Annotated in this window: 9 protein-coding genes; 6 read left to right on the top strand and 3 right to left on the bottom strand. The window is 70.5% G+C overall.

From position 1 onward, the window contains the following. Positions 1-11 precede the first annotated feature (11 nt). From chvE to AB0F52_RS46900, 4 genes are all read left to right on the top strand, one after another. A complete protein-coding gene (gene chvE / locus AB0F52_RS46915; RefSeq protein ID WP_360185555.1) occupies positions 12-1115 on the top strand; it encodes a multiple monosaccharide ABC transporter substrate-binding protein in 1104 nt (367 codons plus the stop codon). Then, on the top strand, positions 1112-2632 hold the full coding sequence (gene mmsA / locus AB0F52_RS46910) for a multiple monosaccharide ABC transporter ATP-binding protein (protein ID WP_103339094.1): 1521 nt from the start codon (positions 1112-1114) through the stop codon (positions 2630-2632). The genes chvE and mmsA overlap by 4 nt, the downstream gene beginning before the upstream one ends. After that, positions 2629-3849: a multiple monosaccharide ABC transporter permease gene (gene mmsB / locus AB0F52_RS46905; protein ID WP_360185552.1), complete on the top strand. Its 1221-nt coding sequence runs from the start codon at positions 2629-2631 to the stop codon at positions 3847-3849. Before mmsA ends, mmsB begins: the two co-directional genes overlap by 4 nt. A 141-nt stretch (positions 3850-3990) precedes the next feature. Continuing rightward, positions 3991-6036 carry a glycoside hydrolase family 2 TIM barrel-domain containing protein gene (locus tag AB0F52_RS46900; protein WP_360185549.1) on the top strand — a complete coding sequence of 682 codons (2046 nt, stop codon included), beginning with the start codon at positions 3991-3993 and terminating at the stop codon, positions 6034-6036. Positions 6037-6040: 4 nt separating this feature from the next. Here AB0F52_RS46900 and AB0F52_RS46895 read toward each other — a convergent pair whose 3' ends face one another. After that, on the bottom strand, positions 6041-7486 hold the full coding sequence (locus AB0F52_RS46895; RefSeq protein ID WP_360185546.1) for a DUF1996 domain-containing protein: 1446 nt from the start codon (positions 7484-7486) through the stop codon (positions 6041-6043). 243 nt (positions 7487-7729) lie between these two features. On the opposite strand from AB0F52_RS46895, the gene AB0F52_RS46890 reads away from it, so the two are divergent. Together AB0F52_RS46890 and AB0F52_RS46885 are read left to right on the top strand one after the other, a co-directional pair. Then, on the top strand, positions 7730-8563 hold the full coding sequence (locus tag AB0F52_RS46890) for a substrate-binding domain-containing protein (RefSeq protein WP_360185543.1): 834 nt from the start codon (positions 7730-7732) through the stop codon (positions 8561-8563). Between the two features lie 247 nt (positions 8564-8810). Further along, positions 8811-9221, top strand: a complete 411-nt coding sequence (locus AB0F52_RS46885; RefSeq protein WP_360185540.1) for a VOC family protein — start codon at positions 8811-8813, stop codon at positions 9219-9221. 202 nt (positions 9222-9423) lie between these two features. Here the strand turns inward: AB0F52_RS46885 and AB0F52_RS46880 are convergent, their stop codons facing one another. After that, positions 9424-10647 carry a cytochrome P450 gene (locus AB0F52_RS46880; protein ID WP_360185537.1) on the bottom strand — a complete coding sequence of 408 codons (1224 nt, stop codon included), beginning with the start codon at positions 10645-10647 and terminating at the stop codon, positions 9424-9426. A 96-nt stretch (positions 10648-10743) separates the two neighbouring features. Then, positions 10744-12693 (bottom strand): glycerol kinase GlpK, encoded by a 1950-nt coding sequence (glpK, locus tag AB0F52_RS46875; RefSeq protein ID WP_360185534.1) that lies wholly within the window; start codon positions 12691-12693, stop codon positions 10744-10746. Positions 12694-12866: the final 173 nt, after the last annotated feature.

Raw genomic sequence — 12866 nt, 5'->3', positions numbered from 1 at the left:
AAGAAAGAACGATGAAGTTCACCAGAGGAATCGCGGCGATCGCTGTCGCGGGGCTCACGCTCACGCTGTCGGCGTGCGGTTCGAGCCAGAAGACCGCGGACCAGACGGCCGCGCCCGGCGCCAGCGCCGAGGGCAGCCTGGTCGGCGTCACCATGCCGACGAAGTCGTCGGAGCGCTGGATCCACGACGGCGACAACATCAAGTCGGCGCTGGAGAAGCTCGGCTACAAGGTCGACCTGCAGTACGCCGAGAACGACATCCCCACCCAGGTGAACCAGATCGAGAACCAGATCACCAAGGGCGCCAAGCTCCTGGTCATCGCCTCGATCGACGGCACCGCCATCACCACGCAGCTGCAGGAAGCGGCCGACAAGAAGATCCCGGTCATCGCCTACGACCGGCTGATCCGCAATTCACCGAACGTCGACTACTACGCCACCTTCGACAACTTCAAGGTCGGCGTCGAGCAGGCGAACTCGCTGGTCAAGGGCCTGGGTGACGGTGCGGGCCCGTTCAACATCGAGCTGTTCGCCGGTTCGCCGGACGACAACAACGCGACCTTCTTCTTCAACGGCGCGATGTCCGTCCTCAAGCCCCTGATGGACAGCGGCAAGCTCGTCGTCAAGAGCGGCCAGACCGACTTCGCCCGCGCGGCCATCCTGCGCTGGGACCCGGCCACCGCGCAGCGGCGCATGGAGGACCTGCTCACCAAGACCTACACCGGTGGCGCGAAGGTCCAGGGCGTGCTCTCGCCGTACGACGGCCTGTCGATCGGCATCCTGTCGGCGCTGAAGAGCAACGGCTACGGCACCGGCGGCCAGGCGTACCCGATCGTGACCGGGCAGGACGCCGAGGTCGCCTCGGTCAAGTCCATCATCGCCGGTGAGCAGTACTCGACGATCTTCAAGGACACCCGCAAGCTCGCCGACACCACCGTCAAGATGGCCGACGCGGTGCTCAAGGGCGGCAAGCCCGAGGTCAACAACACCAAGGACTACGACAACGGCAAGAAGGTCGTCCCGTCCTACCTGCTGCAGCCGGTCACCGTGGACAAGGCCAACTACGAGAAGGAACTCGTCGAGTCGGGCTACTACACGGCAGGTCAGCTGAAATGACCGAACTGCTCGGCATGCGCGGGATCACCAAGACCTTCCCCGGGGTCAAGGCGCTGTCGGACGTCACTCTTTCCGTGCGCCGCGGGGAAATCCACGCGATCTGCGGGGAGAACGGCGCCGGGAAGTCCACCCTGATGAAGGTGCTCTCGGGCGTCTACCCCCACGGGACGTACGACGGCGAGATCACCTTCGACGGGCAGCGGTGCGAGTTCGGGTCGGTGCGCGACAGCGAACGGCGCGGGATCGTGATCATCCACCAGGAACTCGCGCTGTGCGGCCAGTTGTCGATCGCGGAGAACATCTTCCTCGGCAACGAACAGCAGAAGCGCGGCTGGATCGACTGGAACCGCACCAACCACGAGGCCGGCGCGCTGCTCAAGCGCGTCGGCCTCGCCGAAAACGCCACGCGGGCGGTGCAGGAACTCGGTGTCGGCAAGCAGCAGCTCGTCGAGATCGCCAAGGCACTGTCCAAAGAGGTCAAGCTGCTGATCCTCGACGAGCCCACCGCGGCGCTCAACGACGACGACTCGGCCCACCTGCTCGAGCTGCTGCGCGGGCTGCGGGACGAGGGCGTCACGTGCGTGATCATTTCGCACAAGCTCGGCGAGGTGACGGCGATCGCCGACACCGTCACGATCCTGCGTGACGGCAAGACGATCGAAACGCTCGACGCGGCGGGGCTGACGGAAGAGCGCATCATCACCGGCATGGTCGGCCGCGACCTCGAGCACCGGTTCCCGCCGCGGGAGCCGGAGATCGGCGAAGAGGTGCTGCGGATCGAGGACTGGACCGTGCACAGCCCCACCCAGGCCGGGCGGGTCGTCGTCGACCACGCGTCGCTTTCGCTGCGGCGCGGGGAGATCGTCGGCCTCGCCGGGCTGATGGGCGCCGGCCGCACCGAACTCGCGATGAGCGTGTTCGGCCGGTCGTGGGGCAAGGACATCTCCGGCCGGATCCTCAAGCACGGCCAGGAGATCGAGGTCCGGTCGGTGCAGGAGGCCGTCCGGCACGGCATCGCCTACGCCACCGAGGACCGGAAGCGGTACGGGCTCAACCTGATCGAGGACATCCAGCGCAACGTGTCCGCGGCCGGGCTGGGCAAGCTGGCCAAGCGCGGCTGGGTCAACGAGCACGCCGAGCACGACACCGCCAACCGATACCGCCGGGACCTGCGGATCAAGGCGCCGAGCGTGCAGAGCGTGACCGGGAAGCTCTCCGGCGGCAACCAGCAGAAGGTCGTGCTGGCGAAGTGGATCTTCACCGATCCGGACGTGCTGATCCTGGACGAGCCGACCCGCGGCATCGACGTGGGCGCGAAGTTCGAGATCTACACGATCATCAACGAGCTGGCCGCCCAGGGGAAGGCCGTCCTGGTCATCTCCTCCGAGCTGCCGGAGCTGCTCGGGCTCTGCGACCGGATCTACGCGCTCTCGGCGGGCCGGATCACCGGCGAGGCCCGGCGCGAAGAAGCCACTCAGGAACTGCTGATGCAGTACATGACTAAGGAACGGGAATGACCACGACCGAAGCGCGGCCCGCCGTGCCCCCGGTTGAGCGCTCCAAGCGGAGGATCTCGATCAACCCGCGCCAGAGCGGCATCTACGTCGCGTTCGCGCTGATCGTGGTGCTGTTCGAGGTGCTCACCGGTGGCGCGCTGCTGGAGCCGCAGAACATCTCCAACATCATCGTGCAGAACAGCTACGTGCTGATCCTCGCGATCGGGATGATCCTGGTGATCATCTCCGGGCACATCGACCTGTCCGCCGGGTCGGTCGTCGCGATGACCGGCGCGGTGTCGGCGGTGCTGATGGTGAACTCGCACGTGCCGTGGTTCCTGGCCGTGCTGATCACCCTCGTCGTCGGCGCGGCGATCGGCGCGTGGCAGGGCTACTGGGTCGCCTACTTCGGCATCCCGGCGTTCATCGTGACCCTCGCCGGCATGCTGGCGTTCCGGGCGCTGACCCTGACAGTGCTGGGCAACCAGGGCATCGGGCCGTTCCCGGACGCGATCCGCACGCTGTCGAACGGCTTCACCTCGGGCTACCTGGGCAACATCGCCCTCGGTCCGCTCGGCGGCGCCGACCTGGTGTCGGTGCTCGCCGGCGTCGCCGCGGTGGCCGGGATCGTGTTCACGCAGTGGCGGAAGCGGGCCGGGCGGATGGGCTACGGCCAGGACGTCGACCCGTTCGGAGTCTTCGTGCTCAAGATCGCCGGGATCGCGGTGCTGGTGCTTGCGCTGGTCGTGCAGCTGGCGCGGTTCAAGAACCTGCCGTGGGTGCTCATCCTGCTGGCGGTGCTGGTGCTCGGCTACTCGCTGGTGGCCGGGAAGTCGGTGTTCGGCCGGCACATCTACGCCGTGGGCGGCAACCTGCAGGCCGCGACGCTCTCGGGCGTCAAGGTCAAGCAGGTGACGTTCTGGATCTTCGTCAACATGGGCGTGCTGGCCGCGCTGGCCGGCATCATCTTCGCCGGCCGGCTCAACCAGGCGGGCCCGACGGCGGGCGTCAACTTCGAGCTCGACGCGATCGCGGCGGCGTTCATCGGCGGCGCGGCCGTCCAGGGCGGCGTCGGCAAGGTGGTCGGCGCGATCACCGGTGGCCTGATCATGGCGGTGATCAACAACGGCATGTCCCTGATCGGCGCCCCGAGCGAGCGGGTGATGCTGGTCAAGGGTGTCGTGCTGCTGGCCGCGGTGGCCTACGACATCTGGACGAAGCGGCGCGCGGCTTCCTGAGCCGGGTGTCGTTCGAGGGGGCCTTTCCCGGGTGCGGGAGAGGCCCCCTCTTCGTGTGGGTGAATACCTTCGTCGGAAGGCGTTTTCGAAGTCCTCGAACCGCATTGACCCGCGGCCGGGCGGGCTGTGACAGTCCCGGGCATGCGTCGGCTCGTCTTCGCCCTGATCACCCTGCTGCTGTGCGGCTTCTGCGTTCCGGCCGCGGTGGCGGCACCCGGCCGCGCCCGCACCGACACCGTGCTGGCCACCGGCTGGCGGTTCCACCTCGGCGACGTCCCGGGCGCCGCGGCTCCCGAATTCGACGACTCGTCCTGGACCCCGGTTTCCCTGCCCCACACCTGGAACGCGGCCGACGGCTCCGACGGCGGCGGCAACTACCGCCGCGACGTCGGGTGGTACCGGACCCGGGTGGCCGTCCCGGCCGGGGACCGGCGGGTGTTCCTGCAGTTCGACGGCGCGAACCTGGTCACCGACGTCTACGTCGGCGGCCGCCGCGCCGGCCGCCACGAAGGCGGCTACTCCGGCTTCCGGTTCGACATCACCGGGCTCGCCCGCCCCGGGGAAACCGTCCCCGTGGCGGTGGCGGTCGACAACCGCAAGACCGCGGACGTGGCCCCGCTCGACGGCGACTTCACCCTGTTCGGCGGCCTCTACCGCGACGTCCGGCTCGTCGTCACCGATCCGGTGCACGTCGACGCGCTCGACTACGGCGGGCCGGGTGTCACCGTGCGGCAGAAAGCGCTCACCGCGGCGGCGGCCGACCTCTCGGTGACCACCCGGGTCACCAACGACACCGCGGTGCCCCGGCGGATTCCCGTCCGGACCCTGGTCCGGGACGCCGCGCGCCGCGTGGTGGCGGTCTCGGCGGGTGCGGTGACCGTGGAGCCCGGCCGGACGGTCCCGGTGACCACTGCCCTGCGCGTCATCCGGCCGCACCGGTGGAACGGCGTGCGGGACCCCTACCTGTACTCGGTCACCGCGGAGGCGGGCGGGGACGCGGTGACCGTCCCGCTGGGACTGCGCACGTTCGCCGCCGATCCGGACGGCGGCTTCTTCCTCAACGGCGTCCCGTACCCGCTGCACGGGGTGAACACCCAGCTGCCCAGCCGCCCGGACCGCGGCGCCGCGGTGTCGGACGCCGACATCGACGCCGACTACCGGCTGATCGCCGAGCTGGGCGCGAACGCCGTCCGGATGGCCCACTACCAGCACTCGCCCCGCGAGTACGAGCTCGCCGACCGGCTGGGCCTGGTCGTCTGGACGGAGGTGCCGCTGGTCGGCTTCGTCACCGATTCCCCGGCGTTCACGGCCAACGCTTCGGCCCAGGCGCACGAGCTGGTCCGGCAGAACGCGAACCACCCGTCGGTGGCGATGTGGGGCTTGGGCAACGAGCAATACGTCTCCAGCCCGGCCGCCAACGCCGTGCTCGCCGCGGTCCAGGACGTCTTCCGCGCCGACGACCCGGACCGGCTCACGACGTACGCGCACTGCTGCCTGTCCGACACCGACGCCCTCGCCGGGCACGCGGACCTCACCGGCTACAACCGCTACTACGGCTGGTACCTGCCGGGCGCGGACAACCTGGGGAAGTGGGCGGACGACCTGCACCGGGCCGATCCGGGGCGCCGGATCTCGGTCTCCGAGTACGGGGCCGGTGCGAGCGTCCGGCAGCACGAGCAGCACCCCGTCCCGCCGGCGCCCGGCGGGCACTGGCACCCCGAGGAGTACCAGGCGGAGGTCGCCGAGGCGTCGTGGCGGGCGATCGAGGCCCGGCCCTACCTCTGGGGGAGCTTCGTCTGGGTGATGTTCGACTTCGCCTCGGACGGCCGCAACGAGGGTGATCGCCCCGGGATCAACGACAAGGGGCTGGTCACCGACGACCGGGTGACCCGGAAGGACGCCTACTTCTGGTACCAGGCCAACTGGTCGGACCGGCCCGTCTTGCACATCACTTCGGCCCGGGACACCGTCCGGACGACCGCGGCGACCGACGTCAAGGTCTACGCCGGCACCGCGCCGGTGAGCCTGTCGGTCAACGGCGTCCCGCTCGGCACCCGGGTGCCGGACGACCACATCGCCGTCTGGCCGGGCGTCGCCCTGCAGCCGGGCCCCAACGTCGTCCGGGCCACCAGCGTGCAGGACGGCCGGGTGCTGACGGACACCGTCACCTGGACCCGGCCGTCCTGACCTGTCACTGGTTGCAGCGTTTGCCGGTGTTGATGCAGTTGACGACCTGGTTCATCAGGCGCTGGCCCATGACGTTGGCGAAGTCGTCGTGGTCCGAGCGGGGGTTGTGCTTCTCCTGCGCGAAGGCGTCCACTTTGTACTGGCCCTTGACCTGGATGTCGTGCGGGATGTTGTAGACCAGCTTGATCACCAGCTGCGGCACGTTCTGGAAACCCTTGGGGCACTTGCCCTGCTGGTCGGCGAACACGATGTGCGTGCGGTGGTTGGCGCTGTCGATGTTCTTGCCGTCCCAGCAGTTCGGGAAGGCGTGGATGCGCTCGACCTTGCTGTTCTGCGGGCAGATCGGGTAGTGGTCGGTGAGCCGGTCCTCGAAGCCGGTGCAGGTCCAGCTCGGCCGGGCGTTGGCCGGGCCGTTGGTGCTCTGCTTGGCGTCGCCGTAGAGGATGCGGAGGAACTGCGGCATCGCGACGACCTTGCTCGCGCCACCGCTGGTGAACGTGATCGTCGCCGACTGGACGCGCTGGATCTCGCCGTCGTTGTCGCCGACCTCGTTCTTGTCGTTGACGCCGGGCAGTTCCGCCGGCTGGCCGTTGCTGTTCTGGCCGCCGTTGTCGATCCCGCCCTTGCCGTTCTGCTTGAGTGCGCACTGCGCGAGCCCGCCCAGGTTGGTCGGCTTCGCGGCCCGGCGGCCGATCGCGATGGCGATCCGGTCGATGGTGGCCGCGCGCTTGTCCTTGAGCGGCCCGACCACGGCGTTCTGGATGTCCTGCGGTGTCTTGAGATCGCCGTTCGCGATGCGCTTGTTGGCCTCGTCGATCTGCGTGTCGAGCAGGTCGAGGTTGCGGTTGACCTCGTCCATCGCCTGGTCCGGGACGTCGGGCAGCTTGCTCGCGACGTCGGGGCAGTCGACCTGGGCGCTCGCCTTGTCCTTGGCGCTGCCGGCCCGGTCGGGCTGCGTGGCGGGCGGGTTCTTCTCGGCGTCGCCGGTGTCGATGCGGACGACGGGCCAGAAGTAGGCCGACTTGTCACCGTTCTTGCAGGTGGTGCCCGCCTTCACCAGGCTCTTGTTGTTCGAGTCGGCGTTGGTGGAGAGGTTGCCGACGTAGTCGTGCAGGTGCTGGGCACCGTTCTTGATGCCGGGCTGGGCGATGAAGTTGTCGGGGTTGAAGTGCTGGTTCTCGTTGCGGCCACAGTCCACGGTGAACGTGCCGCGGGCGCCCTTCTGCTGCAGCGCCTTGTTCACGTTGACCCCCGATGGGACCTTCGCGATGTCGAGGAAGAACGACGGGTCGGCCTCGTCGGCGCTGGCCTCGCCGGTGCGGCCGGCGGTGGTCGCGACGACGATGCCGCCGACGGCCAGCGCGAGCGCCAGGCCACCGGTCGCGATCTTCGTGCGGCGGGTGATGCGATGTCTGCCCGTGGCGGGGGTGCGGGAAGTATTCCGGGCCATGTTCACCTCGTTCGGTTTTCCGGGCACGCTGAAGGGAGCCTGCGTGTCCGGGCTGGAGACGCGCGGAACCCGGGGAGTGAGCACCGGGTCGCGGGGGACCCGCCCGGTGTCACTGGTTCCGGCATTGGGGGGAACGGCCGCGGACCGGGGTCGGTTCAAGCCGCGATTCCGCCGTTATCGTTTCGTTATTTATGGAAGGTGAACGAAGTTCACGTCTACCGGTGTGATCGCTAACATCTACGCATGCCCGTGGACGACGAAAGTCCCGACGGCCCGCTCCGCGCGCGGGCCCTCCAGCGGCGGGGCACGCTCGGGGTGATCGCGACCGGGGCGTCGGCGTCGGGCCCGGTGTTGCACGGCCTGCGCGCGGCCGCCCGCGAGCAGGGCTCCGTGCTGAGCGTCTTCAGCGTCTCGGTCAACAGCGGCGCGGCGGTGCTGGCCGCGGTGGCCGGCCTGCAGCTGCAGGGGGTGGCCGGGATCGTGGTGCTCGACGGGCACCTCCTCGCCGAGCTGGCACCGGTCGCCGGCATCCCGCTGGTGCCCGCGGCGTCCACCGACCAGTACGCGGGGGCGCGCCAGGCCACCGAGCACCTCCTGCAACTCGGCCACCCGACGGTCTGGCACCTCGGCGGCCCGGAGGAAGGACCGGTGGCCCGCGCCCGCGAACGCGGCTGGCGCGAGACGCTCGAACGCCACGGAGCGGAGGTCCCCCCGGTGGTCCGCGGCGACTGGTCCGCCCGCTCGGGTTTCCGCGCCGGCCAGTCCCTGGCGGTCGAATCCGGGGTGGGCGCGGTGTTTTCGGCGAACGACCACATGGCACTGGGACTGGTGGCGGCGTTCGCGGAGGCGGGCATGCGAGTGCCGCGCGACGCCCACGTGGTCGGCTTCGACGACGTCCCCGAGGCGGCGTACTTCGCCCCGCCGTTGACGACGGTCCGCCAGGACTACCTGGCGGCGGGCCGCCACACGCTGGCCACCCTGGCGGCGCGCATCGACGGCGTGGCGGTGCCGGCGTGGGGAACGGTCGAGGCCGAGCTGGTGGTGCGGGAGAGCAGCCGCTGCCTCAAGGGCGTTTAGCGCGCGTGATCACCAGAGACAGCCGTTCGATCTGCGGCCGGGGAACGATGTTGCCCTCGGCTGCGGTGATCACTAAGGTCGGTCGCGTGACTGCCGGGTCGGCCTTGAGCCATGCACGAGTGAGTTTCCCGGCCTCGGCGTGAACCCGAGGCGGGCCAGAGGCCCGCCGCCTTCTCCGCGTCTTCAGCTTCCGGCGCCCACGTACGGCGTCTTTCGAACGGATCCCGAGACCGGAGACACCCCACTGATGTCCTACCACCAGCCATACCCACCTGCCGGCGTCCAGCTGAACCACACGGCTGTCTACGCGAGCGACCGCTCCCTGTCCGCCGAGTTCATCGCCGCGATCCTGGGCCTGGAAGTCGGCGCACCGTTCGGGCCGTTCCTGCCGGTCGACCTCGGCAACGGCGTGACGCTCGACTACTACGAGAAGAGGGACGAGCCGATCCAGGCGCAGCACTACGCCTTCCTCGTGCCCGACGAGCAGTTCGACGCCGTGATCGCCCGTCTGGAGGCGGTCGGGGTCACCTACTACGCGGACCCTCGCCACACCGACCCCGGCCGGGTGAACGATCTGTTCGGCGGTCGCGGCGCCTACTTCGACGACCCGGACGGTCACAACATGGAGGTCATGACCCGGCCTTACGTCCGTCCGTAGCGCACGACACGGCGGCCGACGGGCCCACGGACCCGGATCTGCTTCAGCATTGGGGTGAACTGTGGCTGTCGGCCGCCTGTCCGCGCCGGTCTTGAACCGCCGGATCACGCCCTCGAACTGCCGGCGGAGATGCTCGAGGTACGGGCCGTACTCGCCGATCGGCAGACGGCTCGATGAACTCCCACTCGTCGCCGGCCCGGGGTCACCGGGTCAGCGGCAGGGCGGCCAGCCCGCGGAGCGCCGGGTTGGGGCGGCGCTGCACCTCGCCTTGGATCCGCAGCGCCGGAAACCGCTTTCCCAGCTGTTCGAGCAGCACGGTCATCTCGAGGCGCGCCAAGGCCGCGCCGAGGCACAGGTGCAGGCCGTGCCCGAAGAACAGGCCGCGGCCGCCGTCGCGAGTGATGTCGAAGCGGTCCGGGTCCGCGAAGCGCGCGGGATCCCGGTTCGCCGCGCCGGTGAGGAGCACGACCATGTCGTCGGCCGGGATCTCCCGGCCGTCGAGCACCGCCGGGCGGGTGGCCGCGCGCTGGCTCATCTGGGCGGCGCCGTCCCACCGCAGCATCTCCTCGGCCGCGCCGGCCGCCAGCCCCGGATCGCCGGCGAGCAGGGCGAACTGCTCCGGGTGGGTCAGCAGCGCGTGGATGCCGTTGCCCAGCGCGCCGGCGGTGGTCTCGTAGCCGCCGCCGAACAACACGAGGAGGGAGTTGAGCACCTCCTCCTCCGACATCAGCTCCGCCTCGGCGGTGGGCCGGGCCAGCAGCGCGGACGTCAGGTCGGCACGCGGTTCCTTCCGCCGCAGGGCGATCAGCTCCGTGAAGTAGGCCCGGAATTCGACGGCGGCCGCGTCGACCTCGGCGCGGAGCTCGGCCGGCATCGCGGGGTTGACCTGCCTGCCGATCAGGTCGGTGAGGCGGCGAAGCCGGTCGTGGTCGGCTTCGGGGACGCCGACCAGGTCACCGATCACGGCCATCCCGAGCGGGTAGAGGACCGTGCCGACGAACTCCGCCGCCGTTCCGTCCGCCGTGGCGTCGGCGAAGCCGTCCAGCAGCCGGTCGGTGGCCCGGCGGACGGCGGGCTCCAGCTCCTGGACGCGCCGGACGGTGAAGTCGCGGACGAGCAGGCGGCGCTCGCGCGTGTGTTCCGGCGGGTTCTTCCACGGCAGGAGCGCGGCCAGCAACGTCATCGCGGGATTGTCGCGCCAGCCCGGCCGGTGCCGGTCGCGCCACTGGGCGTCGAGGACCCGGAAGCTCTCGCCGTCGGCGAGCACCTGCTGGCAGTCCGCGAACTGGCTGAGCACCCAGCCGCCGAAGACTTCGCTGCGGAAGACCGGTGTCTCCGCGCGGAGCCGCGCGTAGACCGGGTACGGATCGGCGAGCCCGGCCGGGGTGGACAGGGACAGCAAGGCCTGGTCGGCGGCTGCGGACACGAGTGCTCCCTCCAGTGGCGAATCGGTGCCCGCAGTCTTCTCCCGGGCGCCCGTGCCGGAGGAGGGTTCGGGCCCGGCTTCACCCGGATGGCAGTGTCAGAGCTTCAGCCGGTCGCCGAGGCCGCGGATGTGCTCCGCCGCACCGCAGTCCAGGTCGAGCTGGCGGCGGCGTTCGGCGACGAACGCCCGGCCCAGCCCCGTCCGGTCCGAAGTGGACATACTCCGGCGCAGCTCGTTCAGCAGCCCGCGTTCCTCGCCGCGGACGTGCGCATCCACGGCGTTCTCCAGGCGCAGCAACGCTTTTTCGAAGTCGTCGCCCTCCAGGACGGCGAGCAGGTCGTCGGCGAAGGGTTCGCCCGGCGCGGCCGGGCGGACGATCCGCTCGGTCGCCGTCGTGTGGGCGACCAGCAACGCCGCCAGCTCCGCCACCAGCGCGGGCCGGTCGGCTTCGGAGTTGCGCAGGTCGCGCAGCAGCTGCTCGAACCGGCGGTGGTCGGCCAGCAGCACCTCGACCAGGTCCGAACCGGGCGCCGCCGCGGCCGGGGCCGGGCGCATCCAGCCGAACGTCAGCTCCACCGCCTGGCGCCAGTGCGCGTATTCGGAGTCGCGGCGGGCCGGGTCCATCGCCGGCAGCCACTGGCCGGCCCGGTGCCAGTTGCGCCGCAACCCTTCCAGGTCCGGCCAGTACCCGACGGACAGCCCCGCCGCGTAAGCCGCGCCGAGTGAGACCGTTTCCGCCACCATCGGACGCACCACCGGCACGTCGAGGACGTCGGCGATGCACTGCATCAGCAGGTTGTCCGCGGTCATCCCGCCGTCGACCTTCAACGTCGAAAGCGCGAGCCCGGAGTCGGCGTTCATGGCGTCGACGACTTCGCGGGTCTGCCAGCCGGTCGCCTCCAGCACCGCCCGCGCCAGGTGGCCCTTCGTGATGTACGACGTCAGCCCGGCGATCACCCCGCGCGCCTCGCTGTGCCAGTGCGGCGCGAACAGGCCGGAGAACGCGGGCACGATGTAGCAGCCGCCGTTGTCCTCGACCGTCCTGGCCAGCGTCTCGATCTCGGGCGCGCTGCCGATCAGCTCCAGGCCGTCCCGGAACCACTGCACCAGCGACCCGGTGACGGCGATCGACCCCTCGAGGGCGTACACCGCGGGCTCGTCGCCGATCTTGAACCCGACGGTGGTGAGCATGCCGTGGGTGGACAGCACCGGCGTCGGGCCGGTGTTGAGCAGCAGGAAGCTGCCGGTGCCGTAGGTGCACTTGGCCTCGCCGGGCGCGAAGCAGGTCTGGCCGAACAGCGCCGCCTGCTGGTCGCCGAGCGCGGCGGCGATCCGGATGCCGGGGACGACCCGCGAAGTGGTGCCGTAGACCTCGGTCGAGGACCGGATCTCCGGCAGCATCGCGCGCGGGACGTCGAAGAACTCGAGGAGCTCGTCGTCCCAGTTGAGCGTGCGCAGGTTCATCAGCATGGTGCGCGAGGCGTTGGTGACGTCGGTGACGTGCACGCCGCCCTCGGCGCCGCCGGTGAGGTTCCAGATCAGCCAGCTCTCGATGGTGCCGAAGAGGACGTCCCCGCGTTCGGCGCGCTCGCGCAGCCCCGGGGTGCGTTCGAGCAGCCAGCGGATCCGCGGCGCGGAGAAGTACGTGGCCAGGGGCAGGCCGCACAGCTGCCGCACGCGGTCGGCGCCCGGTTCGCGGGCGAGCTGTTCGAGCATGGCGTCGGTGCGGGTGTCCTGCCAGACGATCGCCCGCCCGACGGGGTTGCCGGTGCGCCGGTCCCAGAGAACGGTGGTCTCGCGCTGGTTGGCGATGCCGAGCCCGACGACCTGCCCGGCGGTCGCCCCGGCGTCCGCGAGCGCCTGGGGGACGATCCGGGAGAGGTTCCGCCAGATCTCGGTGGCGTCGTGCTCGACCCAGCCGGGCCGGGGGAAGTGCTGCTGGTGTTCGCGCTGGACGACCGAGACGAGCCGGCCGCGGGCGTCGAACAGGATGCACCGGGTGGAGGTGGTGCCCTGGTCGATGGACATCACGTACCGCTGGACCACGTGCTCACCTCCATCGGATCGGGGACGCCCGGTACCGGCCGCGGCGGTGCGCGGGGGAGCCGGGCTGGGCGGCGCGGGCGGAAACCGGGCCGGTGGTGGCCGGGCGGGGCGTGGGTGGCGGGAGGTGGGGGACGACGGCGGGTCCCGGCGCCGGCGAGGGAAGTTGTGCGGCG

The organism is Amycolatopsis sp. NPDC024027 (assembly GCF_040638975.1).
GTDB lineage: Bacteria > Actinomycetota > Actinomycetes > Mycobacteriales > Pseudonocardiaceae > Amycolatopsis.
This window is presented reverse-complemented; position numbering and strand designations above follow the sequence as displayed.

What these genes read in the sequence shown, in the direction of transcription:
- chvE (WP_360185555.1), top strand. Translation starts at nt 12, where the DNA reads ATGAAGTTCACCAGAGGAATCGCGGCGATCGCTGTCGCGGGGCTCACG.
- mmsA (WP_103339094.1), top strand. Translation starts at nt 1,112, where the DNA reads ATGACCGAACTGCTCGGCATGCGCGGGATCACCAAGACCTTCCCCGGG.
- mmsB (WP_360185552.1), top strand. Translation starts at nt 2,629, where the DNA reads ATGACCACGACCGAAGCGCGGCCCGCCGTGCCCCCGGTTGAGCGCTCC.
- AB0F52_RS46900 (WP_360185549.1), top strand. Translation starts at nt 3,991, where the DNA reads ATGCGTCGGCTCGTCTTCGCCCTGATCACCCTGCTGCTGTGCGGCTTC.
- AB0F52_RS46895 (WP_360185546.1), bottom strand. Translation starts at nt 7,486, where the DNA reads ATGGCCCGGAATACTTCCCGCACCCCCGCCACGGGCAGACATCGCATC.
- AB0F52_RS46890 (WP_360185543.1), top strand. Translation starts at nt 7,730, where the DNA reads ATGCCCGTGGACGACGAAAGTCCCGACGGCCCGCTCCGCGCGCGGGCC.
- AB0F52_RS46885 (WP_360185540.1), top strand. Translation starts at nt 8,811, where the DNA reads ATGTCCTACCACCAGCCATACCCACCTGCCGGCGTCCAGCTGAACCAC.